This is a genomic window from Flammeovirga agarivorans (assembly GCF_012641475.1).
GTDB lineage: Bacteria > Bacteroidota > Bacteroidia > Cytophagales > Flammeovirgaceae > Flammeovirga > Flammeovirga agarivorans.
Genome location: NZ_JABAIL010000002.1, coordinates 433,887 through 458,899 on the forward strand (window position 1 = coordinate 433,887; position 25,013 = coordinate 458,899).

A 25,013-nucleotide genomic window follows, 5' to 3' on the forward strand; every position below is an offset into this window, starting at 1 on the left:
CAGCTACAGGAGCATAAAAAGTTTAGAGATATTTTTAATTAGTTCTGTTACAGTAATAGTTTTATACATTAAGTGGATGCAATTTGTGTATTGTATTCCTATAAAACAAATTATGCATGACAAATTTTAGAACTAATCGTAGTGTATTGAAAACTAGATGAAAGCAAAACTGCCTGTCACAAAGTAACAAGCAGTTGTTCCATATTTACTTACAACACTCACATAGCATGTAAAATAATTACATACTTCTGCGATTATAAACCTGAATTCTGGTGATCAATAATGGTTTGAATTTTTTCCCAAGAAATCACCTTGAAGTTTTGTGCTTTTAACGAATCTCCATCGTAGTTAAACCCATCTTGAACAATTAGAGCTCCAGTTGGAAAATTTGAACCGATAGGCTTGTTACATACTTCTAAGCCATCTGTTTCCTCTACTCCATCTACCATTGGGCCATCAACAATTTTAAAGCTTGTGATATATCTTTCATCCTCAATAGAGAATAAAGCATAAGAAAAGTTTCCTTGGCTCGATGCTACTAGATACCCAGTATCCTTCGAAGTTTTATACAATGCAATTCCCTCAATATCAGCTTCTATATTTTTATTATTAGATATTTTAGAAGAGGCTATCAACTTTAATTTACTTGTACTATCCAATAGGTTTACTTTCCAAATACCATTAGACTCTTCGCCAATATATAGCATATTGTTTACGTCATCTACCACCATTCCTTCTGGTTGAGAAGCTACTTGGTATGTATTTGTTAGTTCTAACTTACCTGATAAGTCTTCTTTCAAGTTTAATGCGTATACTTCAATGCGACCATTCTTTGCATTAGCGATCAAACTCACTTTATTCTCTGCATTTTTATACATACAGAAACCATATACCTCATCCATTTTATTTGACATTAACGGATTCTCTATATTCAAAGTGATTAAGGAGTCACCCTTTAATTGAAAAACAGATACTCCATTAGTATCTTCATTAGATGCGGCTACAATATTTACTTTTTGTTCTCCAACTGCTACATCTTGGCGGATATCTACATTATTTACCTGACCTACTTTATAAAAACGCAACACCTCACCATCTAAATTGTATACATAAAGTCCATGCTTTTTATCTGTACCAATGATTAAAGATGATTCGGGAGATTCTGAGTTATAATAAAATGCTGGATCATCGGCAGCATCTTCCATAACACCTGCTGCAACTGGAATAGTTTCAAAGTCAGCTTCTATTGAATAGTTGATAGTAGATTGTAACTGATAGGCTTCTTTCATAGCACTATCATGTTCTCTCGGATCTTTATATTTCTTTTGTGATGTCTCACAGTTCGTCAGTATTAATGATACAAACGATGCTAATAGTATAAGTCCTTTTGTTTTCATTTTTTTTGATGATGTTTTGTTTGTTATGGCAAATTTATTCATCAAATCTTCTCGAAAAACAATCACTTACATCCTTCATAAATTGTTCAACTTTCGTTTACAGGAGCGATTATTAAGTGATCCATCTTCACATCATGTTCTTCTAATGGTAAATTATCATTCATCTGTAAAGAATATGTAATACCAATTTTTTTACTATTAGAATGTTGACTCAAAAAGGTATCATAATATCCACCACCATAACCCATTCTTCCTAATTCTTCAGAAAAAGCTACACCCGGTACCAATACATAATCGTAGGTTCCCGTATACTCCTCTTCTACATTGGGTATTAATGTCCCAAAACGTTCTTCTTTGAGATCTTCCAAGCTGTGTAAAACTAGATTTTTTAATTTCCTCCCCGGTAAAGTTTTAGGTACTACCACTTTCCAACCTAGCTTTAATGCTTTGTCTATTATTGCTAAAGTTGAAGCCTCATTATTAATAGGAATGTATGTATGCAAAACAGCAACATCCTCAGGAGTATTCTCCCAAAATGCTGCTGCTATATATTTTTCAGCTGACTTTACTTGTTGCTCAGACAGCTCCAGTCTTTTCTTTATTACTTCTTTTCTTAGTGCGGCTTTTTCTAACTTCAATGTATTATGCGTTTACCACCTCGCGTTTTATCTCAATGCGACGTTCTATTTCATGTTTTGTTTTCCATGTAAATCTAGCAAACAATAATCCGGCAGACAATGTCAGTCCTGAAGTTAAACCTATCCATACTCCTAAGAAGCTCCAATCTGTACTTGTCGTTAAAATATATCCCATTGGAAGAGCTACTACCCAATAAGAAATAAAACAGATCAATGTTGGCATTTTCACTTCTGAAATTCCTCTTAATGCTCCTGTCATAATCACTTGTGCTCCATCCGAAAGTTGGAATAATGCCGCAAACAACAACATAGACGCAGCAAATTTAATTACCTCTGGATCTGATGTATACAATGAAGGTAAGAAGTGATTAAAGGAAGCAAAGGTTATCGCAGAAATTGCCATAGCAAACATAGCGAATACTAAACCAGTAAACCCTGCATTTCTTGCCTCTTCCCAGTCATCCTGTCCATAAAAGTTACTCACTCTCACAGCCACTGCTGAAGCCACTCCACTTACCATCATAAACGTCAATGAGATCATACTCATTACAATTTGATGTGCTGCCATAGGGTTTGTTCCTACCGTTCCAATGATCATTGAACCAACACCAAATGCTCCAACCTCCATTAAGGATTGTAAGCCGATAGGCAAACTCATCTTTAATTGTTCTATCAGTTTAGAAGATTTTACTTTAGCTTCTGCGAAACCACTTAAGAATAATTGGAATGATTTATTTCTAAATACATACATCATCATTCCTATACCAATTACTAATCTCGAAACAAAAGTACCAATACCTGCTCCTAACAATCCCATTTCAGGTGCACCGAAGTTTCCATAGATAAGGATATAGTTGATCACAACATTGACAATATTAGCGATCAATGTAAAATACATTGCTGCTTTTGTGTACTTCACTCCTTCTGCAAATTGTTTAGCAGTGAAGAATACCATCATCGGAATTAACGAAAAAGTATTGATCAATAAATATGGACGAGCTACTTGTACAACTTCTGGTGGTTGTCCCATAAAATCCATCATTGTTGTTAGCCCTAAAAGAACAGAAAGGATTACCAATGTAAAAATGGCATTCACTACAATGGAGTTTTTAAACAAACTACCCATTTCCTTATAGTTTTTCTGACCGTGAGCCTTACCAACTAAAGGAGTTACACCAACAGCAAATCCAATCCCAAAAACTAGGAAAATGGCAAATAAACTGTTAGCAAAACCTGCTCCTGCCAAAGACACGGTGTCATAGTGCCCAACCATTACGTTATCCAAAATATTTGTCAGGTTTTGACCAATTTGGGAGATAACCACTGGTAATGCAATCTTCAGAGTATCCTGATAATGAGCAGAGTATTTATTTAAAATCTTACGCATTTATGATCGTATTAAAATCTTGTTATGAGTGTTAATGAATTGATAACGACGGAAATAGTGGAATAGAATTCAAATCGTTTAGCATACAAAAGTACGAGTGTTTTTTCAATTTTATCACATTCATATACAATGATTAACAGCTAGTATCTTCTTAAACTCTATTAATCTATAAACCTCCTATTTTATTCTATCGTTTAAACATTAACTTTGTTTTTTAACCTTGTACAGAAAATGACTCAATCATCTACACAAATAGATTTTAACACCGATTTTTGGAATGCAAAATATTTACTGATTGATAGTAGACTATTAACTGCACCAAGTCAGACCATCTTTTTTGCCTTAAATGGCAGGAAAAGAGAAGGCACTGATTTCATAGAAGACCTTTATAACAAAGGTGTTAGAAAATTTGTGGTGACAGATGCATTTGAGCATGGTTATAAATACAAAGAAGCCAGTTTCATCTATTGTGATGATACTTTAAAGAAACTACAGGAAGTAACTACTTTTCACAGACAAAAGTTTAAATCACTCCCTGTAATAAGTATCACAGGATCCAACGCAAAAACTATCGTAAAAGAATGGTTATATACTCTTCTTGATGCCGATTATAATGTGGTTAAAAGTCCAAAGAGTTATAATTCACAAATTGGAGTTCCTTTGTCCGTATGGCAAATCAATAAGAAACATACATTAGGAATCTTTGAAGCAGGAATTTCTCAGCCTAATGAGATGAAAAATTTAGCTGATATTATTTCCCCTACGATTGGTCTTTTTACAAATATAGGCTCAGCACATGACAAACAATTTGACAGTCTTGAACAAAAAGTAAAAGAAAAAGGATTACTATTCGATCATTGTAAGGATATTATTTACTGCAAAGACCATGAACTTATTGATCATGAAATGCAGTTAAAGAACGGAAATAAAATTACTTGGGGTAAAGCCACAGATGCCACATTACAAATAATTGAACACACAGCTCACAAAGTGCTTATTAAAGAGAAAAGCAACTCGCATGAGCTTACTATCCCTTTCTCTGATGCAGCATCCTTTGAAAATGCAATGCATTGTGTCACTGTAATGTATCACTTGGGATATTCTTTTGAAGAAATTGACGCAAGAATCAATCGACTTAAAAGCATTCCAATGCGCCTTGAAAGGAAGGAAGGCATTAATAACACCGTTCTCATCAATGATTTTTATAATAATGACTTAGGAGGTTTGCAGATCGCCTTGGGCTTTATGGGACAAAATCAAGAGCAGTTACCAAGAACATTAATTTTATCTGACTTACTACAAGGAAAAGATAATAATGATGCTCTCTACCAAAAAGTAAATGAACTTTGTGAGGAATATGATATTCAGAGGTTCATTGGTATTGGTGAACATTTGAATAAGTCACAAAATAACATCAAAGTTGAGAACAAAGAATTTTACAAGACAACAGCAGCATTAAGAAATGCTATAAAAAAGGGGACACTAGTTTTTTCTAAAGAAATGATCCTTTTAAAAGGTGCCCGTAAATTTGAATTTGAAAAAGTTGCCGTATTACTTCAAAGGAAAATCCACAGTACTCAATTAGAAATTAATCTGGATGCCGTAGTTCATAATTTAATGTTCTATCGCTCTTTATTAAAACCCAAAACCAAAATTATGGTAATGGTTAAAGCGTTGGGCTATGGTAGTGGAAAACACGAACTAGCACACACTTTACAATACCACCTTGTAGATTACTTAGGTGTAGCATTTGCCGATGAAGGTGTCGAATTAAGAGAAAATGGGATCCGTACTCCTATTATGGTATTAACACCATCGCCAGATTCTTTTGAAACCATGCGAATGCATGACCTTGAGCCAGAGATTTATAATATCGAAATGCTTCAAGCTTTAGAAGATTACCTTTCTGAAGATGCTAATGAAAAACCATTTGCCATTCAGCTTAATTTTGACACGGGTATGCACCGTCTTGGATTCAATGAAGATGAAATGGATTTACTATTCAACACCTTAAATCGCATCAAAAATAAAATTAAGGTAACTGGAGTATTTACTCATTTGGCCGGTGCAGATGAAGATATTCATGATCAGTATTCAAAAAATCAAATTGCTTTATTTAAGAAAATGACAAAGCAATTGGAAGCTCAATTGGGGTATTCCGTTATAAAGCATTGCTTAAATTCAGCAGGAATAGTACGCTACCCAGATGCTCAAATGAATATGGTTAGACTTGGCATCGGCCTGCATGGAGTTGAAGTAAACGACCTCAAACAAGAAGACCTCCAACCAGTGTCTACACTTAAAACTGTCATTGCTCAGATTAAACATATGAAACCTGGGGAAACAGTAGGTTATGGACGCAAAGGTGTAGTCGAACAAAAAGAAAAGAAAATTGCGACTATAGGGATAGGCTATGCAGATGGATTTAACAGGAAATTCAGCAATGGAATCGGAAAAGTAATCGTCAACGGTAAGCAAGCTCCTGTAATTGGCAATGTATGTATGGATATGACTATGATAGACATTACAGGAATGAAAGCTGAAGTAGGTGATGAAGTGGTTATCTTTGGAAAAGAAAGACCTATTACTCAGTTAGCAAAAGATATTGAAACCATACCTTATGAAATTCTCACTTCAGTCAGTTCGAGAGTGAAGAGAGTCTACTATATGGAAGGTTAAAAAAAAGAGTGATGCTTTAATGAAACATCACTCTTTTTTTTAGAATTTTTCGCCAGTAACCCTCGTTTCAGTATATTGAATTGGGGTGTCTTTATCGAAAGTATAGGATCTATATTTAAAATATAAAGTATTCCCTTTGATGTATGCATGATAAGTAATACCATCAATTTCGGCTACTTCTAAACCATCCACAAAGAACTCATCTTCTCCAACATATACATTTTGATCTTCTCTGATAGTCCAATATACAGTACCATTTGAATGTACGCTATCTGCCAAATAAAGACTCCAAGTATTTATTTCATCAGGGTGAATTTCAAACTCTCTATTACTTGATTTATAAATGATATAGCCTCTAAAATCTTGAGTATGGACACTATCACCTAATATTTTATCATAATAAACAGAAGTTGAATTATAAATATAACTTCCTTTTTCTGGAGTTTCTTCTTCAGGTAATGAAGCCTCATCACCATCTGTACAACTGATAAAGAAACTAACTAATATAAATAGTAAAAAATATGACCTCGTTTTCATTACCCACCGAATTTAAAACCTACTAATAATTGAACCGTCTGATTGTATAATTTATCATCATCGAATGAGATATCAATTAATCCTCTATTGTACCTCCATTCAATAAAAAACACTCTCATGGAAGCACCTAATCCGGCACTTACACCAAAGTCTCCACCTTTGTATAAATAACTTACATCCGTATGGTCACCCCAAATGCCTCCTTCTCTTCTTGTAGCATTTGTAAGAGCAGCACCATATAAACCACCTTTTATGTAGAAGTTATCAGTCAGGTAGTAGTTCGCATAAATAGGGAAGGTAAAATAACCTAATGACTCCTTAAAAGTAACAGACTCATCTGAGTACCCTAATTCATGATAAAACCCAGAGTATTCAATATTTTTTCCTGATGAAGTATACAATACATCAAACTCTATAGATACATCATTTGATAGGAAAAAGTTGAACTTTACTCCAATATCAAAACCCGTTCTTGCTCTTGCTCTTTCATTAGCATAAGTGACTTGAGTGTTCACCTGAGGTACTGTCCCTACTGGAATAGACCAAGATGGCCCCATAAAGATACCCCATTCATTTTCCCTTTTGGGTTTTCTATAAACAGGTTGTTCTACAGGAGTTTGCTGAGTAGGTTCTTGTTGTTGCTGAATTGTATACTGGGTACCAGTACTCGTATTTTGTTGGTTCTCAGTTTGAGAATAAAGAGTTAAAGGGCATACCAAAAGTAAGGATAATACAATACTCAATCGCAGGTATTTGTTCTTGACCATTTTTACAGTGGTTACGTTTAGAAAAGTGTAGTAATTAAAATAAGCAAATAATAATTTTTGAATTTCTCTAAGCTTTAATGAAGAATTGAAAAATATCAAAGATTAAAAATAAATTGTCTGAAGGAATAGTATTTGAGTAAAAATTAATAATTTACAAAACATCCAATATTATCCCTTCAAAGGGCAAACACATAAAAACAATATGCTTACCATCAAAACTAAGTCGAATGATCATTCTGTAATCAAAGACAAACAATCCTTGATCATTGACAACAAAAAAATAAAAATTGACCTAAACAAAACACATCAAAATGTGTTTCAGGTCTTCTACAATAACAAGAGCTTCGACATAGAAATCCTAAAATCAGACCCTGGCTACAAACATGTTGAACTAAAAATCAATGGTAAAAAAGTATCACTCCAAGCACTAACAAAGCTTGATGAATTGTTAGATCAGTTAGGAATGAACAAAGGTACTGTTGTCGCTGAAAATATTATCAAAGCACCAATGCCAGGAAAAGTAATCGAACTTCTTTGTAAAGTTGGTGATTCAGTAGCAACTGGAGATAACTTGATCATTCTTGAAGCAATGAAAATGGAAAACATTCTTAAGGCTCCTTTAAGTGGCACAATCAAAAAGATCACAGCCAAAGAAGGAGAGTCTGTAGAAAAAGGTAGTTTGCTGATAGAAATTGAAGAATAAACAAAAAAGGAAGTGATTTGCTCACTTCCTTTTTTTATTTCTTAAAGAAACGTTCTGTCTTATTATCATAGTTCACAAAGTAATATTTCCCGCCATTTAATGCTGAGCAATCTACTTCGTTAGAGTTACCATTTAAAATAACTTTTCCATATTGGTCAAGTATTTCGTATTTCACAGGTCTTGTAAATGACAATAACTTTGAAACTCTATTGGGGTAAAACCTCACTTGCTCTGAACTAGATTCATGCGATAGAATCTCTGAGTTGTAGATTTTACCTGTAATTTCAATATATTTAATCTTGTACTTATTCAGTCCACTATGGTGTAATACTTTATAAAAGTACTTGTTTAATTTATCACTGCTTTTACCCTGAACAATCATTTCTTCTACCCAAGAATTATGTTCATAACGCAAGATCATAAAATGCCCTTCCGCAGCTTCACCAGAAGTCTCCCACTCTAAACCTTCCTCAGTAACATCCAATTCAATAAACTGAAAATGTCCTTTATCGCGAATTGCATTCGGATTTAATATTCGAGGAGTACAATCATTCGAGTGAAATAACAATACAGTAATGTGATTTCCTTTTCCCACATGAGAAAGGTCAATCTCAAATGCACTCGCCTTAGGCAATCTTTGCATTTCACTATTATTGATGAGCACTTTGTTTACACAGAAAGAGCCATCAGTTAACATCGGATTTTCCACATAGAGATTCGCTCCCTTATAAACTCCGGTAATGATCATTTCACCATCTTGTGCTTTTAGTGTAGGTGAAAATAACATAATCAATAGAGAGAAAAGAAGCGTTTTGTTCAGTAATGGTAAAACATCCTTTATCATCAAACTGGATAATTTTATTCGTTTCAAAGAGATAGTAATTAACTTCAAGGCAACAGAAGACCAATTGTTGACAGCATAGAAAAAGTATTGAAATCGACAATTAGTTTGTATAGCAAATTTTATCAGTACAATATTAACCATTATTTAGATTAATCTAAAATTAGGCTCCATCAAAAAAAAAGTATTTCGCTATTTCTTGAAAATCTTCCTAGGAATATTACAATTATTCTAAAAATATCGACGGGGTTTTCTAATTTATTTAAGAATTCGTCAATTCCTCACCTTCACCACTTCAATAATATATTTCACTATTTCAAGGATGCCTCTTAATAACAATAAATTAAAAGTGTTTGATTCCTATACTTTTGTACCTTTGCAGACGCTCTAGGCAAAAAACATATAATACAAATATGGGTTTAACATTTGAAGTAAAGCATAAAAATCCTCAAACGAAGGCTCGAGCAGGCAAAATCACCACAGCACACGGTGAGATAAAAACGCCTATTTTTATGCCTGTAGGTACTGTTGGTACCGTAAAAGCAGTTCATCAAAGAGAACTGAAAGAAGACATCAATGCAGAAATTATTCTTGGTAATACATATCACTTGTACTTAAGACCAGGTACTGAAATTTTAGAAAAGGCAGGCGGCCTTCATAAATTCAATGGCTGGGATAGACCAATTCTTACAGACAGTGGTGGATATCAGGTTTTTTCTTTAGCAAATAATAGAAAAATCAAAGAAGAAGGAGTAACATTCAGATCACATATTGATGGTTCGAAGCATTTATTTACACCTGAAAAAGTAATGGATATTGAACGCTCTATTGGCGCCGATATCATTATGGCTTTTGATGAATGTCCTCCATACCCTTCTGATTATACGTATGCGAAAAACTCTATGCACTTAACACACCGTTGGTTACAAAGATGTGTAGATAGATTAAATGAAACTGAGCCCTTATATGGCTACCATCAAGCATTATTCCCTATTGTTCAAGGATCTACATATAGAGATTTGAGAACACAATCGGCCGAAACTATTGCATCACATAACTGTGAAGGTAATGCTATCGGTGGTTTGTCTGTAGGTGAACCAGCTGAAATGATGTACGAACATACTGAACTTGTTTGTAGCATCTTACCAGAGGATAAACCTAGATATTTAATGGGTGTAGGTACTCCTGCAAACATCCTTGAGAATATCGCTCTAGGTGTAGATATGTTTGATTGTGTAATGCCAACAAGACAAGCACGTCATGGTATGGTATTTACAACACAAGGTATCATCAACCTTAAAAACAAGAAATGGGAAGATGACTTCTCTCCTCTTGATCCAGGATTAGAAGGTTATTCTAGTAGTTTCTATACCAAAGCTTATTTAAGACACCTATTTAAAGCAGGTGAAGCTTTAGGTGGTATGGCTGCAAGTGTACATAACCTTTCTTTCTACTTATGGTTAGTTAGGGAAGCAAGACAACATATTATTGATGGTGACTTCAGAGAGTGGAAAAATGCCATCATTCCAACATTAATGCAACGTTTGTAAATATTTCTTTACAAAAACGCAACATTTGGCAAGCAATAGAGTTTAATAAGTGGTGTTATCCTTTACATTTTTTTATGAAAAAGCTAATATTACTTCTCTCTACATTACTCACTATTGCTTGCCAACCATACAAAGACGTCATTATAGATCCTCTGCGACCTAAGTTTGTTACATATGATCAAACTCGTATGTATTTTCAAAATATTAGGGCAAGCTACTACGATATCATTAAGGCAGAAAAACAACACCCAGATGTCACTATCTATAAATACGATAAAAGCGTCAGTGACACTACCAAAGCTATCATTCAACTTCATCTTTTATACAACCCCACACAAGACAATGTATTTGTAATGCTATCCCCTAATCCCTATTTCGAAGGATATATGCATTATACAGTGAAATGGACAAATACTGAGACAGGACTTTGGGATGAAATTCGATACAAACAAGGAGGCATGCAAGAACAGTTTCGCTTTGCGACTGAGATTTACAACATGTTAAATCAAGATGATATCGCATTTGAAATTCGATTCGGAGATAAGACCGTTCCTTTTTTAACTACAATGGATGAAAGAAATGCCTTTAGAATAACCATGATCGACTTTTACAGATTAGTTGGATTACTTTAACTAATTTTTTAACAATTCACATTTTTTAATTAAACTTGCCTAGTGTAATCATATAATTGATTATTTTAAGTGTGTTCATTTTTCTTAAAACTGATACTGAAATTGTTTAACCACATTATTGAACCTAAAATGTATTACGATTACACATTTAATGTTCAGTAAGTAACCTGTAATTTCAAACCTACCCATGTCGAAATTTCTTTCTATTATTATCTTACTATCTTTCTGTTTACCATCTTTTGCTCAGACACAATTTGAGCCATTAGTCTCTTCTTATAATTCTGTAAAAGACTGGCAAAACAAAGACAATTGGAAGGCTATCACTAAAACGGCGTCTACTTTAGGCTACCCTTCTCAAAGAGATATCATTACAATTCCAACGAGTTCTAATCTTAATACATTTTATATCAACTTTGACTTGGATAAAATCAGTACTCAAATGTCATTTAATTACCGGAAGGCATTGAAATTTGATTTAGGGCACAATGGGAGAGCTACATTTATCTTTTATCAACAAACACCTTCAGGAATTACTTTTAATGTAAGTGGAGCTTTAAATGTAGTAGGTGATTTAACTTTATCCGGTAGTCAAACTACTATGCTTGTAGATGGACAGGTAGCTACATCAGGTAATTTAAATTTCACTAGTTCTGCTTTTAAACTCACTATCGGTGAAAATGGCCATGTATTAGTCAACAAAAGTTTTAATGCTACTAATGGCGGCACATCAACTATTCATAACTATGGCAATTTCCATATTTTGGGCAATTTCAATAGTTCTCAAGGCGACAGCTATTACGTTTATAAAAATGCTACTTTAAATATAGATGGAGCATTAATTACCACTGGAGGTGGAGGGTCTGATTATTACATTTATGGAGACCTCTCTGTAGAAGAAGATTATACAAGAATTGGAGGTGATGAAATGACCATCTATGAAGATGGATTTGTCAGAATTAATGGTAATGTTTTTTCTCAAAATGGCGGCGGTGGTGTATTTTTCATCTCAGGTGATTTATATGTTCAACAATCCATGACACTTAGAGGAGGTGAAAAAATCACTATAGATGATAATGGCCTTTTTGAACTTAGAGGAGATTTATATCTTTCTTGTAGTAATGCTTTGACAGTACATTATAAGGGACAATTTATCTTTCCAGATGAAAGTCAGTGTATTATCCTTGATGACCAATGCTATGAATCATCATCAAATCTAAAGCTTTGCGAAAGAATCGAAGCAGCAGATTTACCCATTGAGCTTTCTTATTTCTATGGAACGCAAGAAGAAGATGGTAACCTGTTACAATGGCAAACCTTAACAGAAATCAATTGTAGCCATTATAACATCGAATATTCTGACGACAACAGAAATTGGACCTTTATAGGTAGGGTTCAAGGCCAAGGAAACGTTAATACCACTACAAATTATTCTTATTTAGACAGTACTGCTGCAGGAGACTACTATCGACTTGTTCAATTCGATTTTGATGGAAAAAGTACAGTTTATGGACCCGTAATTTTCAATGATCCTAATGAGCAACTTAATGTCAGTTTATATCCAAATATTGTTTCCGCAGGGTCAACTATTACAATTGTTGTCGATGGATCAACAGCCAATGATGCTGTAATTGCTACGTTAATTAGTAGTAATGGCCAAGTGATCAAAGAAAAAGTCCTTTCTGTTAATATTGAAGGAGGTTACGTTACCAGCTTTAAAATCCCTGAAATTAAATCAAAAGGACTTTCTTTTATCAAAGTATTTAACTCAAAAAATAATATCTTTTTTAAAGTATTGATTCAATAATAGGTTAGCTTTCAAAGTCCACTATCTCTTCTGCGGACATTACACTCTGTATGAAAGTAACAACTTCATCATGTTCTTTATAAGTGATATATTTTAAGAAGTCTTCTTTTGATTGAAATGTAATATACATCCCGACATCAAAGAATGATGCTCCATAATCCCCAATGTTAATTCCCACATCTAAGTCTTCGATTTCAGGGATAAACTGTTTTAACCCTTCAACTTTTTCTTTCACTAAACCAGCATTAACAGATTTAGAATTTCCTTGAGCTTCTTCTTGAAGCTTCCACAAAACAATGTGCTTATACATAAATTCAATTAGTTATTTGAACCAAATGTAAACGAGAAAACCATTGAATGCTTCTCCTATTCTTACTAATTACAGGCTTATTTTTACATCTTAAATAATAGAAGTAGTACACATCCAACAATTAAATTAACTTTTTGATTATCAATAAACAGCAATACCTTCAGATCTTCTTTTTCTTAATAAATGTTGATATTTTCGAGACTGAATTGCTATTCATCAATTTTCCTATTTACTTGCGAAAATTTTACACTTTAGCGTTTTAAAGAATTTAGTTGAATGACAAAGTCAGTTTTTGGACATACGTTACCTCAAGATAAAGACCCTATGGGTGCAGGTATTTCTTCCTTTTTTGAGAGTAAAAATGATGATTTATGTGTCAAAGTTTTTTCTGATTTTAGTGAGCCTGACGACATCCCTGTCCCCTTACTATTTCGAGAAGAAGCTGACATGCCAGAAATCGAGGTACTTGCATTAGATCGTTGTAAAGGTAAAATCTTAGATGTAGGTGCAGGAGCCGGTTCGCATGCTATGGCACTACAAAAAAGAGGACAAGATGTAACCGCCATGGACATTTCTTCGTTAGCAGTTGAAACCATGCGAAAAAGAGGTGTCAATAAAGTCATTTCAGGCAATATATATGACTACGATGGGCCAAAGTTCGATACGCTTTTAATGCTTATGAATGGTATTGGCTTAGTAGGTACCTTAAATGGTTTAGCGGACTTCTTATTAAAAGCAAAATCCTTTTTAAATAAAGGTGGACAACTTGTTTTTGACTCATCAGATATAATACATCTCTTTGAAGATGAAGATGGATCTTACTTAATAGATCTTACCGCCGAATATTACGGACAAATCCAATATTGGATGGAGTTCAAGGAAGTTAAAGGAGATAAATTTGATTGGCTTTATGTCAGCTATCCAGTACTGGAAGAGTATGCTGCTACCGCCGGTTACAATATAGAATTGATTCATGTCGGAGAGCTAAACCACTATCTTGTTTCTCTGACATTAAATGATCATTAAATCTTCATAAATTTCACAATAGTCTATTTCATATAGACTATTTTTATATAGATATAAATAAGTGATGTTGAATATGATTCATCACTAAAATCGTAGACAAAACGATAGTAAACAGGTATTAAGGTGAAATCCAAATACTATAATCACCTTAGTTAGAAATTGAAGAACATAATTGTTCAAACCATACACGAAACACTTATAAATATTTTTCAACCATAACCATAATATATGATCGAATTAACAAGAGCACAGGCATCGAGAACAGCCATCGAAAGAATGTACGTAGTAATGAGACACCTATTTATCAGAGGCTATTACAAGCCAGGTGGTGCTTCAGGACATGCCATCATGCAAGATCTTCTGATCTTACAACCGGAAATCTACGGATCTATGGCTGACCCTCAAAAGGTCGATTTAAATGGCCTAGTCTATGTTTTTGACAGACTTCCAAAAGGAATTGAAGAAACGCGATTTATTAAACTGACTTCTGAAGAAGGTTATGAAAAATCTTCTTTTACAAAGATAATTCCTCAAGCAAGACGTCGAAATTGCTATAGAATTGACGAAGAGCAAATGTTTATTGAAATCACAAGAGGTAGAAGTGAAATCTATGACATTCTTACCCACTTGACTTTCATCTACATTGAAGCTCAGAAAATTAGAGAACACGCCCAAGATGACAAAGGCAGACCATTAAGAGAATGGTTGCAGTTAGAAGAAATTGTACTTGGTGAAGAAGAAATGAGTGCACACAATGAAGAAGTTGCATTTACTTATCTTGCTACATTACTAGGTCAGACCTATGAGGAGACTAGGAATGCTCACCAAAGATTCTTGAAAAACAGTTCAAAAAACAACGGCCTTTTCCATATTGTCTATTGGATGGGTAAGCTAGCGATGGACGAAATAAACGAAGACCGTTCTAGAGTAATTAGCTTCTCTCCTACTTTAAGAGAGCGTATCGGCCACCACATTTATGGAGACCGTTGGGCAACTAGAATCAAGAGAGTTCTTCTACAAAACGGCCTATTACAACGACCTATTCACATTATCAGTGCCAACCTACATAGTGTAATGAATACATTCTACGCACAAGATGCAGTTGGTCAGAAAAATAAAAAAGAAGACTTCTTATCCTTAATGAAGACGGTAAGTCAACCAGAAAATGGTCACTTAAGGGAAAAAATCAGTGTTATTGCACACGAAAGAGGCATGATTCAGATCTCAGAAGAGTCTGGAACAAATATCTCCGTACAGATCTTTGACACTAAGAAGTTATCTAAAAATGATCTTCCAAAAGAACTAGGAGTAAAATCAGACTTCAATTCTGATGATGCACCTGTAATTGTTGTAATGGATTATGCATTCGGTGAACAAGCTTTCGAGACTATGGATGAATTACTGAAACCATATACTACTGAAAGTGAGAATATCAACCTGGATGTCCGTTCGATCTCAATTATGGGTAAAGCCGGAATTCTTAAAGGGAATAAAGGGGATATCATGATACCAAATGCTCATGTATTTGAAGGTACAGCAGACAACTACCCTTTCAAGAATGATCTTACTGATGAAGATTTCAAGGATGTAAAAGACTTGAATATTGTTGCAGGGCCTATGATTTCGGTACTGGGAACTTCTCTACAGAATAAAGATATCTTAAGATACTTCAAAGATTCATCATGGGGAGCCATCGGTCTTGAAATGGAAGGTGCACACTACCAAAAGGCAATTCAAGGGGCATCAAAAATTAGAAATAATATCAGTAGTGATGTAAAAATTCGCTATGCATATTACGCTTCTGACAACCCTTTAATAACAGGTAGTACACTAGCCAATGGCAGTTTAGGTTTAACAGGTGTAAGACCAACCTATGCGATTACATTAAAAATCATTCAAAAGATATTATCTGAATAGATAAACATCTTTGAACCATAAATTTATAAGTAGTATTGTGTTCATTTGAACATAGTACTACTTTTTTATTTTTTGACTATTTAAGTTGGGAATTTATGAAGTGGAAAGTCTCTACTTTCTCTCAAAATTATGTAAATTTGCGTTGGCCACATGCTTTTGTTTTTGATTCTAAAACTTTCGTTGGGAATTACTCAAAAGTATTGGTAACTTAAACATAAAGTTGATCTATTTAATTGTACATCAATTAAAACAATTATGGGAAATTCTAAAAATGAATCTGCCAGCCAGGATATCGATTGGGATGCATTGGAAGCAGAAGATAATAAGAACAGTAGAAGTAAGCAGGAGGAGAAAGTTGATGTAGAAAGAATCAACGCAGAAAAGAAAAAACTTTCTAACGAAGAAAGAAGTAATCCCTACCCTGACGACTTTCTTGCTGAGATCAATATTATCAGAGATGATTATGATGATATGGTCGAAAAAGGCGAAATTAACGCTAACAACTCTGAAGATTAATTATTTTAAGTCTTCTTTGTACAATAGACCGCTAATAGGTTCGTTATTTTTTTGAAGTGTAATTTATAATGTCAATTTTGACAAAGATTTTATTACACATTTTTATGTTGAAATTCTTAGTTTTTATTTGATATGCCATTGATGTTTGATTCATCAAAATCCCGAGCTATACTTATTGGAATTGGCACGTTTTTAAAAGACGATGGTCTACAAAGACGTGAGCATGTCTATAAAGATATTAGCCAGCTACGAGATACCTTAACTGACCCACAAATCATTGGTTTACATGAGAAAGATATTATTTCTCTTGTTGACTCTGAAGGTAACACTATGATTAAAGAAAGAATCGCAGAAGTTGCAAATACTACTGAAGATTCTTTAATGCTTTTTTACTCTGGATATCTGATCGAAAGAAGAGGTAAACTTATTCTTTCATCTCCACATACAACAATCAATCAATGTCACATTAATGGTATTCCATTGAGTGAGATCGTAGAGATTGTCAATGAGTCCAAAGCGAAAAGAGCATTTCTAATTCTGGATGCAGAATATAGACGTTGTTCTACTTTCGGCGATGATTTCGAAGCTTTATCCCGTAAAACCATTGAAGACCTTAAACCATTTGGTCCTAAGAAGTCTTTTGTCGTAGCAGAGTTAAATCAGACAGAGTCTGACAAAACAATTGCAGCAGGGTTAACCAACCTACTTCAAACTGGGATTGAAAAAGAAAGTGAGGTCATTACACTTTCAGATTTAAAGGCATATTTCAGAAATCAAAAAGGCCTTGAGGAAACTTTATTTATTTCTGATGGAGCAGACGAAACTCCTATCAGTTACAACAAACGTTTCTCTCTTGCCAAGAAACTAAGATTAGAAATTGACCGCTGCTTCCAAGAAAAGAAATACGAAGAGGCGCTTCCTTTCTTAAAAGAAGGGATAGAATTGTTCGAACATGATGAAGAGTTCAACAATCTTGCTGCTTTCGTAGAAACGCTATTGCAAGCCGATCAAATGTTTAATAGCCAGTCTTACTCGGCTGCTAAAGAACGATACCAAGCAGCATATGAAATTCGTAAGGAGAAAATAGCTTACAAAGGCATTATTTCATCTTTAGAAAAAATTGCTGTTGATCAATTTGATAGAAAAGACTTTGTTGGTTCTAAAGGAACATATAGCGAACTAGTTCAACTTAATCAGGATAACCCTGCTTATCAAAACAGAATTGAATTCTGTGATAATGAGTTACAGTTCTCTAACCTTGTTGATCTAGGCGACAGAGCATATTTCGATAATAACTTCACTGAAGCGAAAGAACATTATACAAAAGCTCTTACTTTTAGAAACGACCCTGTTGTTGCTAGAAGAAAAGATGAGTGTGAAAAAGTTCTAAGTAGAGAGCAAGAACTCAGAGAAGAAGTTCGTAATGAACTACGTCAAGAAATTGAAGATCGCTTAAGTGAGCAAGTAAATACTGAACTCAAAGCGAAAGAAGCTGATATTGAAGAAAGCTTACGATCAAAACTAAAGGTTGAATTGATGAGTGAGCTTTTACCTCAAGCAAAAGATGAAGTAAATCAAGAACTTGAAGTAAGTATTTGGCAAAAAACAGCCGTTTGGAACTCTATTGAAGGATATCAATTCTACCTTTCAATGTTCCCGAACGGTAAATACATCACAAAAGCTAATCAACGTATTGATCAATTAAACTCTATTCACGTTACAGAGAAACTCAAGGAACAAAAAGCTCCTGAGCCAAAACCTGTAGCCGTTCAAAAAGAAAAATCATCAAAAGAAGAAGTCAGCATCGACAGAGCTTTATTGATGGATCTTAGAATGGAGCCTATTGAAGATATTCTGGCTAAAATTGAAGAATCGAAAGGTGTTAAAGGTGAATTACTTTTATGGACCGATACGGAAAGAATTCAATTAGCTAAGAGGAACGAGAGTGATGAAATTGAAGAGATCGAAATAAGTAATGAACCCGTTTCTGAATTGGACAGCGTAATGATGGAAGCCATCAGAGAAGTTGAAGAAGAAGAAGGAATGGAATTCGATCCAACCAATAATGTAGAAGTTACTGAGGTTTCTGAAGATTCGTTTAGTATTGAGGAAGCACAAGAATTAAGTACTGCTGCTCAAGAACAAAATAACAATGAAATCACTGAGGTAACAGATGAAATCATTGAATCTACATTTGATACTGCTACTCCTCCTGAAAACAATACAGTAGCTACAGCAAAAAGCGAAGAAGAGCTAGAGCAACTTTCTGAAGAAGACCTTTGGGCAAGAGCCGAGTCGATTAATACAAAAGACAGCTATTTAGAATATATTAATTACTCTAAAACTGCCGATCAGATTGCAGAAGCTTATTATAGAATTAATAAGATTGATCAAGGTGAGACTCCAGAAGTATCTAGCAACGAAACTGTTACACCTGTAACTGAAGAGTTTACACCAGTTGAAGAATCTTCTATTGAAAATACGATAGAAGAAATTATTGAAGAAACTCTAGCTCCAATTGAAGAACCAGTTCCAGTAGCTGAAACTTCATCTTTCACTGATGGCATGTCAGAAGAAGAACTTTGGAATGCCGCTAGCTCAATCAATACAATTGACAGCTACAAAGAGTATTTGAATAGAACAGAAGAAAATTCATATTTAGCTGATGCTTATTCTAGAATTAATACTCTTCAAAATGGAGAAGAGGTAGTTCAAGATGAACCAGTCGCTGAAACAGAAATAGAATCGACACCTATTGTTGAGGATACAATAACATCTGAGCCTATTCCGTCTGTTGATGATTTCAATGATTCTTCTTTAGAAGACATTCCTACGGAGGATGATCCAATCTTAACAGAAGATACTATCATAGACGAAATTACAACCGAAACTGCTCCTATTGAGTCTTTCGGATCTGATCTAAATGGTTCTGAATCTTCAGTTGTTGAAATTGAGAAAACAACAACATCAGTAGAAGAAATCATTGAGTCTTCTGAAAATGGAGAAATCGATACTGATGAGGAAGATCTATGGAATAGCACTTGTGAAGAAAATACTTTAGGAGCATACTTCAACTACCTTAACCTTACGACAAAGAAAACGTACTGGAAAGAGGCAAAAGAGAAGATCAGTGCACTTAAAAACGATTCTCAGGCAAAAGAAGAAGACGATTGGAAAAAAGCACAAGAAATTGATACAATCGAAGGATACAAAGCTTACATCAGAAAGTATCCACTTGGTAATTTCTATGCGGCAGCCATGATGCGTTTAGGAAAATTAGAGTAATTCGTTTTTCCTAATTATAAGAATTCAACATACAATAAAGCCTTGAAGTTAACTCTTCAGGGCTTTATGCTTTTTTAATAAATATACCTTACCATAATTGACGTTCATCATTGATTATTCGATAAGAATTTCCAAACTTATTAAAATAAATCAAACCCTTTAAAGTCACTGAAAATGTCAATTTTTAAAAGAATAATAGTAGCACTCGATGGATCTTCAAAAGATGAGCCTTTATTAAAACACGCCCACGAATATATTCAAAAAAATCTCTCTGAAAAGATATATTTTATTCATGTTCAAGAATCATTAGAATTACCTGATGACGTTGTAAGCAAATATCCAGATATGCTTAGTCCGTTAGATGAGTCTATTAAAACAACGATGAATAACCTTATTCATGAGCATATCCCTAATATTGAAAATTTTGACTATGATCTTATCATTGAAGAAGGCGACCCTGCCGAAACCATCATTAAAGTAACTAAGAGGAAACAAGCAGATTTAATTATCATCGGAACAAAATCAATTGCTGCAAGAACAGGTGCCGTTGCAAGAAAAGTAGCTTCCTTCTCCCCTTGCTCTGTATTATTTGCTCCTGATTTAATTAAAACAACTCAACCAAAAATTCTTTTACCATTAGACTTTTCAGAATCATCAAAAGATTGTCTAAACCAAATTGAAGAGATGGCTAGTCTGATTGATACAACTTTTGTAAAAGCGATCAACTGTTATAAAGTCCCTACAGGATACTCTACCACAGGTAAAAGCTATGAAGAAGTAGCTAAAGTTCTAGAGGAAGTCTCACAAAAGAAACTAGACCACTTTGTTGCTAAAACTAAGAAACCAGAATTGGTGGAAACAAAAGCTATATTAATGAAAGATGGTCAATCTGTAGCAGAGACGATCTATGAGACAGCGAAGAAAGAAGAAGCCAATATTATCGTTATTGGATCTAAAACAAGAACTTGGATGGCTTCTATGTTACTAAGTAGTACTGCAGAAGACTTACTTGCTTCCGATATTGGTTTACCGATCTTAATTTATAAAAGCAAAGGAAAAACTGAAGATATTTTTGCATTCTTTGATCGAATCTAGAATGCTCAAAAATGATAATATCATAAAAATCAATAAGGGTTTCTACTGTAATTTCAAACATTACAATAGAAACCCTTATTTTATTTAAAGTTAATAACTAATGTCTTTTAAACACTTTAATAAATTAGAAATTAATATGTAAAAAAGGGTGAAGAAAATCATCTTATTTAAGAGAAAATTATAAGCATCTTTATAGTTATTAAGGTGCATTTTTGTATCGACATAAATTAAAAATCTCAAACTTAACATTCTTTCATTATATGGAGATGTTTTATTCGCTACTACAATCAGATTACGTAGCATTATTCGCAATTATAGCTTTCGGAATATTATTAGGTAAAGTAAGTGTAAAAGGAGTATCATTTGGATTGTCAGCAGTTATTTTCGTGGCAATGTTTTATGGTTATCTTACTAATGCTTTAGGCATGGAAGACTTTGCTATACCCGGAATTATCCAAAAAATAGGCCTTCTTTTATTTATCTTCACTATCGGTATGCAAGCCGGTCCATCTTTCTTTGAAGCTTTCAAGTCTCAAGGAAGTAAGCTGATTATTCTTGCAGTAATTGCCGTATTTTCTGGAGGTCTCGTTACATTTTTATTAGGATATTTATTTGATGTAGACTTTAAAATTGCAGTAGGTCTTCTTACAGGTGCACTCACATCAACTCCTGGTTTAGCCGCTGCCATTGAAAGTTCTCAATCACCTTTAGCCTCTATCGGTTATGGTATTGCCTACCCATTTGGTGTTATTGGTGTTATCCTTTTTGTAAAATTAGCCCCTAAGATTTTTGGCATTAGTGTAGAACAGCAAGAGCTTAAATATGAAGAAGAAGCTAATGCAGGTACACCAGAATTAATGAACAATAACTTCATTGTTACCAATGACAATATTCATGGTAAAACAATTGGAGATTTAAATATTCGTTTCATGACAAAAGCCAATATTTCTAGAGTCATGGAACCTAATAAAGAAAGTAAGCCACCTACCAAAGAAACAGTACTTCATAAAGGCGACTTAGTGAAAGCTGTAGGTACTGCAGATGCATTAAAACGTGTTGAAATTCTTTTGGGTGAAAAAACTGATACTAAAATTCCTCGTTCTGGTATACATGAAATCCGTTGGTTTGTGATTTCATCAAGAAACGTAGTAGGTAAAACATTAGGTGAATTAGATTTACATAATAACTATTTAGCTACAGTAACTAGGGTTAGAAGAGCAGGTGTAGACTTAACTCCCCGTCCATCTACAAGATTAAGATTTGGTGATAAAATTTTAATCTCATCTACAAAAGGTAACGTAGAAGGTCTTACAGAATTATTTGGTGATAGTATCAAAATGGTAGAAACTCCAAGTTTCCTTCCAGTTGCATTGGGTATTATCGTTGGTATTTTATTAGGTAAAATTGAAGTACCATTACCAGGTGGTAGTGCTTTCTCACTAGGACTTACAGGTGGTGTATTAATGGCTGCATTAGGTTTATCAAGATTAGGTAAAACAGGACCAATTATCTGGCATTTACCGTCTAATGCCAATGCACTATTACGTCAGTTTGGACTGTTATTATTCTTAACTCCTGTAGGAGTTGGAGCAGGTACAAAGTTAGTAGCCACAATCAGTGAATATGGTTTCCAATTATTCGGAATTGGTGCAGTTATCACTTTAGTACCTATGTTGTGTGTTACAATTATTGGACACTTTGTATTGAAAGTTAATTTCCTTTCTCTAATGGGTGCTTTAACAGGTGGTATGACTTCTACTCCTGGTCTAAGTGCAATGGACAATATGACAGAGAGCGATGCTCCACAAGTAGCCTATGCGACGGTTTATCCATTCGCATTAGTATCTATTATTATTGTTGCTCAGATAATTGGAGGATTATAATTAAAATAGAAATTACAATATATAAAAACACCTGTAGGAAATATTCTACAGGTGTTTTTTTGTGTTTAATTCTTTTCAATGAATGAAAGCATCTCGTTCAGAACTTCTGCTTTTATTTTTTCATTATGCATTTCATGTCTTAATCCTTCCCAAGATTTAAAAGTCATTAGATCACTTGGTGCATTTTCTGAAAATAGCTTTGATGCTTGATGCGATGTGATTTTATCATCATCTCCATGCATTAAAAGAGTATCTACTGAAAGATCTTTTGCATGTTCAATATTGTATTCACCAGCATCTTTTACCCCAAAATATAAAGCTGTACAAATCTTATTATGTACTAATGGGTCTTTCATATAAACATCTCCTACAGAAAGGTCTGTTGAAAGGTCTTCTGGATTTAATTTGGATGGAATAACAAAGTCTTTAATTAATCCTCCTACAAATTTTCCAATCTTTTCCTGCCATGCAGGTGGATCATTGGCTAAACGTAACCAAGGACTAGTAATAATAGCCCCTTTCAGATATTTAGGCTGTTCCTTGAGGAGAAAGGAAGATACAATATTCCCTCCCATACTATGACCATAAATATAGATAGGTACATCAGGAAATTTCTCACTAACTAGAGCCATAAACTCGGCAACATTAATCAAAACATCGTTATAACTCGGTACTACTCCTCTTTTCCCTGTTGTTTTCCCATGTCCTCTTTGATCATAGCCAATAAAACCTATTTGATGGCTCGTAAAAAAATTAGCAACATGACCATACCGTTGAATATGTTCACCAAAACCATGCACCAAACATACGATACCTTTTAATTTCTCATCGTTTTCAGGCAACCAACATTTACCATAGATATCTACTTTATCAGTGGTTTGCCAACTGTATTCAAATGTTTTCATTAGTTTATTGAATATATGATTTATTGATAGATTGTATTTACAGCATAAAATCTTTAGAATTAACTTCAAAATAGCATTTTTTCATTTTCTTATACTTTTTATTGAATAATAATTTCAGTGAATGATTATTCGGAAAAATGAAAACAGTATATTTACCCATAATAGCGTTATTGTATTTTCGTACCATTACAATAATATCGACTTCAAACAAACTTGTATTTAGCACTTATATATTAATCTTATGATACAATCGATGACGGGCTTCGGCCAAGAAAGTATAGAAAATGATCAACTCAGTGTATCTATTGAGATCAAAACATTAAACTCAAAGAACGCTGATTGTAATATCAAAATGTCATCGGCTTTCTCTGATAAAGAAATTGAGTTAAGAAATTTACTTTCTTCAAGTTTACAGAGAGGTAAAATTCTTCTTCTATTAAATTACACATCAAAAAGACAAGAATCTCTTAAGGCTTCATTGAATACTGAAGTAATCAAAAGCTACTACAGAGATTTAAAGAGTATTTCTACTGACCTTGATGAAAGTAATGAACAATTACTACAGATTGTCATGGGAATGCCTGAGGTATATACGAAAGAGAATAATGAAGATGTTCTTGCTGAAGACTGGCCAGTTGTTCATAATGCAATTAAAACGGCTATCGGACGTACTATCGAGTTTAGAAAGCATGAAGGTGAGGCATTAGAAAAGGCCTTAAGATCATCTATTGAAAAGATTACTGAATACCTTGAGGAAGTGAAAAGATTAGATCCTCAAAGAATTGAAAGACTAAAAGAGAAATTAAAGAATCAAGTTGCTGAATTCGAAAAGAATGACAATTTCGATCAAAGTAGATTTGAACAAGAACTGATTTTCTATATTGAAAAACTTGATATAAATGAAGAGAAAGTCCGTTTAACACAGCACTTGAAATATTTTATTCAAACTTTAGAACAACCAGTATCAAACGGTAAAAAGTTAGGCTTTATATCACAAGAGATTGGTAGAGAAATCAATACGATTGGCTCTAAAGCGAATGATGTAAATATTCAGAAAGTAGTCGTTAACATGAAAGACGAACTCGAAAAGATCAAAGAACAAAACTTAAACGTTCTTTAAAGAAAAAGGGGAATTGAATAC

General features: G+C 34.0%; 20 protein-coding genes. 12 read left to right on the forward strand and 8 right to left on the reverse strand.

The window, feature by feature from the left end; genetic code table 11:
- Positions 1 to 254: 254 nt before the first annotated feature.
- From HGP29_RS06515 to HGP29_RS06525, 3 genes are all read right to left on the reverse strand, one after another.
- On the reverse strand, positions 255 to 1,397 hold the full coding sequence (locus HGP29_RS06515) for a phytase (protein ID WP_168881563.1): 1,143 nt from the start codon (positions 1,395 to 1,397) through the stop codon (positions 255 to 257).
- Between the two features lie 86 nt (positions 1,398 to 1,483).
- Positions 1,484 to 2,035, reverse strand: a complete 552-nt coding sequence (locus HGP29_RS06520; protein ID WP_168881564.1) for a 5-formyltetrahydrofolate cyclo-ligase — start codon at positions 2,033 to 2,035, stop codon at positions 1,484 to 1,486.
- 4 nt (positions 2,036 to 2,039) lie between these two features.
- Entirely contained in the window at positions 2,040 to 3,422 is a 1,383-nt protein-coding gene (locus HGP29_RS06525; protein WP_168881565.1) for an MATE family efflux transporter, read from the reverse strand.
- 231 nt (positions 3,423 to 3,653) lie between these two features.
- Between HGP29_RS06525 and HGP29_RS06530 the strand changes: the two genes are divergently transcribed.
- Positions 3,654 to 6,101: a bifunctional UDP-N-acetylmuramoyl-tripeptide:D-alanyl-D-alanine ligase/alanine racemase gene (locus tag HGP29_RS06530; protein WP_168881566.1), complete on the forward strand. Its 2,448-nt coding sequence runs from the start codon at positions 3,654 to 3,656 to the stop codon at positions 6,099 to 6,101.
- Between the two features lie 39 nt (positions 6,102 to 6,140).
- Here the strand turns inward: HGP29_RS06530 and HGP29_RS06535 are convergent, their stop codons facing one another.
- Together HGP29_RS06535 and HGP29_RS06540 are read right to left on the reverse strand one after the other, a co-directional pair.
- On the reverse strand, positions 6,141 to 6,638 hold the full coding sequence (locus HGP29_RS06535) for a hypothetical protein (protein WP_168881567.1): 498 nt from the start codon (positions 6,636 to 6,638) through the stop codon (positions 6,141 to 6,143).
- On the reverse strand, positions 6,638 to 7,405 hold the full coding sequence (locus HGP29_RS06540) for an outer membrane beta-barrel protein (protein WP_168881568.1): 768 nt from the start codon (positions 7,403 to 7,405) through the stop codon (positions 6,638 to 6,640). The genes HGP29_RS06535 and HGP29_RS06540 overlap by 1 nt, the downstream gene beginning before the upstream one ends.
- A 202-nt stretch (positions 7,406 to 7,607) precedes the next feature.
- Between HGP29_RS06540 and HGP29_RS06545 the strand changes: the two genes are divergently transcribed.
- Positions 7,608 to 8,108, forward strand: a complete 501-nt coding sequence (locus HGP29_RS06545) for an acetyl-CoA carboxylase biotin carboxyl carrier protein subunit (RefSeq protein WP_168881569.1) — start codon at positions 7,608 to 7,610, stop codon at positions 8,106 to 8,108.
- Between the two features lie 34 nt (positions 8,109 to 8,142).
- Here HGP29_RS06545 and HGP29_RS06550 read toward each other — a convergent pair whose 3' ends face one another.
- Positions 8,143 to 8,952: a hypothetical protein gene (locus tag HGP29_RS06550; RefSeq protein ID WP_211093217.1), complete on the reverse strand. Its 810-nt coding sequence runs from the start codon at positions 8,950 to 8,952 to the stop codon at positions 8,143 to 8,145.
- Positions 8,953 to 9,362: 410 nt separating this feature from the next.
- On the opposite strand from HGP29_RS06550, the gene tgt reads away from it, so the two are divergent.
- The 3 genes from tgt to HGP29_RS06565 all read left to right on the forward strand — a co-directional run bounded on the left by tgt (position 9,363) and on the right by HGP29_RS06565 (position 12,935).
- Complete coding sequence (gene tgt, locus HGP29_RS06555) at positions 9,363 to 10,499, forward strand: tRNA guanosine(34) transglycosylase Tgt (RefSeq protein WP_168881571.1); 1,137 nt, start codon at positions 9,363 to 9,365, stop codon at positions 10,497 to 10,499.
- A gap of 74 nt (positions 10,500 to 10,573) precedes the next feature.
- Positions 10,574 to 11,131: a hypothetical protein gene (locus tag HGP29_RS06560; RefSeq protein ID WP_168881572.1), complete on the forward strand. Its 558-nt coding sequence runs from the start codon at positions 10,574 to 10,576 to the stop codon at positions 11,129 to 11,131.
- Positions 11,132 to 11,318: 187 nt separating this feature from the next.
- Positions 11,319 to 12,935, forward strand: a complete 1,617-nt coding sequence (locus HGP29_RS06565) for a hypothetical protein (protein WP_168881573.1) — start codon at positions 11,319 to 11,321, stop codon at positions 12,933 to 12,935.
- Between the two features lie 4 nt (positions 12,936 to 12,939).
- Here HGP29_RS06565 and HGP29_RS06570 read toward each other — a convergent pair whose 3' ends face one another.
- Positions 12,940 to 13,245 carry a Dabb family protein gene (locus tag HGP29_RS06570; protein WP_168881574.1) on the reverse strand — a complete coding sequence of 102 codons (306 nt, stop codon included), beginning with the start codon at positions 13,243 to 13,245 and terminating at the stop codon, positions 12,940 to 12,942.
- Between the two features lie 276 nt (positions 13,246 to 13,521).
- On the opposite strand from HGP29_RS06570, the gene HGP29_RS06575 reads away from it, so the two are divergent.
- The 6 genes from HGP29_RS06575 (at position 13,522) to HGP29_RS06600 (ending at position 22,967) form a co-directional block, all read left to right on the forward strand.
- The gene (locus HGP29_RS06575) at positions 13,522 to 14,271 is read left to right on the forward strand and encodes a class I SAM-dependent methyltransferase (RefSeq protein WP_168881575.1); all 750 of its coding nucleotides are present in this window, start codon (positions 13,522 to 13,524) and stop codon (positions 14,269 to 14,271) included.
- A 228-nt stretch (positions 14,272 to 14,499) separates the two neighbouring features.
- On the forward strand, positions 14,500 to 16,188 hold the full coding sequence (locus tag HGP29_RS06580; RefSeq protein WP_168881576.1) for a DUF6909 family protein: 1,689 nt from the start codon (positions 14,500 to 14,502) through the stop codon (positions 16,186 to 16,188).
- 255 nt (positions 16,189 to 16,443) lie between these two features.
- Positions 16,444 to 16,704, forward strand: a complete 261-nt coding sequence (locus HGP29_RS06585; protein ID WP_168881577.1) for a hypothetical protein — start codon at positions 16,444 to 16,446, stop codon at positions 16,702 to 16,704.
- Positions 16,705 to 16,845: 141 nt separating this feature from the next.
- Positions 16,846 to 19,989: a hypothetical protein gene (locus HGP29_RS06590; RefSeq protein WP_168881578.1), complete on the forward strand. Its 3,144-nt coding sequence runs from the start codon at positions 16,846 to 16,848 to the stop codon at positions 19,987 to 19,989.
- 174 nt (positions 19,990 to 20,163) lie between these two features.
- The gene (locus HGP29_RS06595) at positions 20,164 to 21,084 is read left to right on the forward strand and encodes a universal stress protein (RefSeq protein WP_168881579.1); all 921 of its coding nucleotides are present in this window, start codon (positions 20,164 to 20,166) and stop codon (positions 21,082 to 21,084) included.
- A gap of 260 nt (positions 21,085 to 21,344) precedes the next feature.
- Entirely contained in the window at positions 21,345 to 22,967 is a 1,623-nt protein-coding gene (locus HGP29_RS06600; RefSeq protein ID WP_211093218.1) for an aspartate:alanine exchanger family transporter, read from the forward strand.
- A gap of 65 nt (positions 22,968 to 23,032) precedes the next feature.
- On the opposite strand, the gene HGP29_RS06605 is transcribed toward HGP29_RS06600, so the two are convergent.
- A complete protein-coding gene (locus tag HGP29_RS06605; RefSeq protein ID WP_168881581.1) occupies positions 23,033 to 23,872 on the reverse strand; it encodes an alpha/beta hydrolase in 840 nt (279 codons plus the stop codon).
- Positions 23,873 to 24,113: 241 nt separating this feature from the next.
- On the opposite strand from HGP29_RS06605, the gene HGP29_RS06610 reads away from it, so the two are divergent.
- Positions 24,114 to 24,992, forward strand: coding sequence for a YicC/YloC family endoribonuclease (locus tag HGP29_RS06610; RefSeq protein ID WP_168881582.1), 879 nt, complete (start codon positions 24,114 to 24,116; stop codon positions 24,990 to 24,992).
- Positions 24,993 to 25,013 lie beyond the last annotated feature (21 nt).

Coding starts and splice junctions, on each gene's coding strand:
- HGP29_RS06580 (WP_168881576.1), top strand. CDS start 14,500: ATGATCGAATTAACAAGAGCACAGGCATCGAGAACAGCCATCGAAAGA.
- HGP29_RS06585 (WP_168881577.1), top strand. CDS start 16,444: ATGGGAAATTCTAAAAATGAATCTGCCAGCCAGGATATCGATTGGGAT.
- HGP29_RS06530 (WP_168881566.1), top strand. CDS start 3,654: ATGACTCAATCATCTACACAAATAGATTTTAACACCGATTTTTGGAAT.
- HGP29_RS06515 (WP_168881563.1), bottom strand. CDS start 1,397: ATGAAAACAAAAGGACTTATACTATTAGCATCGTTTGTATCATTAATA.
- HGP29_RS06600 (WP_211093218.1), top strand. CDS start 21,345: ATGGAGATGTTTTATTCGCTACTACAATCAGATTACGTAGCATTATTC.
- HGP29_RS06570 (WP_168881574.1), bottom strand. CDS start 13,245: ATGTATAAGCACATTGTTTTGTGGAAGCTTCAAGAAGAAGCTCAAGGA.
- HGP29_RS06535 (WP_168881567.1), bottom strand. CDS start 6,638: ATGAAAACGAGGTCATATTTTTTACTATTTATATTAGTTAGTTTCTTT.
- HGP29_RS06590 (WP_168881578.1), top strand. CDS start 16,846: ATGTTTGATTCATCAAAATCCCGAGCTATACTTATTGGAATTGGCACG.
- HGP29_RS06565 (WP_168881573.1), top strand. CDS start 11,319: ATGTCGAAATTTCTTTCTATTATTATCTTACTATCTTTCTGTTTACCA.
- HGP29_RS06595 (WP_168881579.1), top strand. CDS start 20,164: ATGTCAATTTTTAAAAGAATAATAGTAGCACTCGATGGATCTTCAAAA.
- HGP29_RS06540 (WP_168881568.1), bottom strand. CDS start 7,405: ATGGTCAAGAACAAATACCTGCGATTGAGTATTGTATTATCCTTACTT.
- HGP29_RS06605 (WP_168881581.1), bottom strand. CDS start 23,872: ATGAAAACATTTGAATACAGTTGGCAAACCACTGATAAAGTAGATATC.
- HGP29_RS06610 (WP_168881582.1), top strand. CDS start 24,114: ATGATACAATCGATGACGGGCTTCGGCCAAGAAAGTATAGAAAATGAT.
- HGP29_RS06560 (WP_168881572.1), top strand. CDS start 10,574: ATGAAAAAGCTAATATTACTTCTCTCTACATTACTCACTATTGCTTGC.
- HGP29_RS06545 (WP_168881569.1), top strand. CDS start 7,608: ATGCTTACCATCAAAACTAAGTCGAATGATCATTCTGTAATCAAAGAC.
- HGP29_RS06575 (WP_168881575.1), top strand. CDS start 13,522: ATGACAAAGTCAGTTTTTGGACATACGTTACCTCAAGATAAAGACCCT.
- HGP29_RS06550 (WP_211093217.1), bottom strand. CDS start 8,952: ATGATAAAGGATGTTTTACCATTACTGAACAAAACGCTTCTTTTCTCT.
- tgt (WP_168881571.1), top strand. CDS start 9,363: ATGGGTTTAACATTTGAAGTAAAGCATAAAAATCCTCAAACGAAGGCT.
- HGP29_RS06525 (WP_168881565.1), bottom strand. CDS start 3,422: ATGCGTAAGATTTTAAATAAATACTCTGCTCATTATCAGGATACTCTG.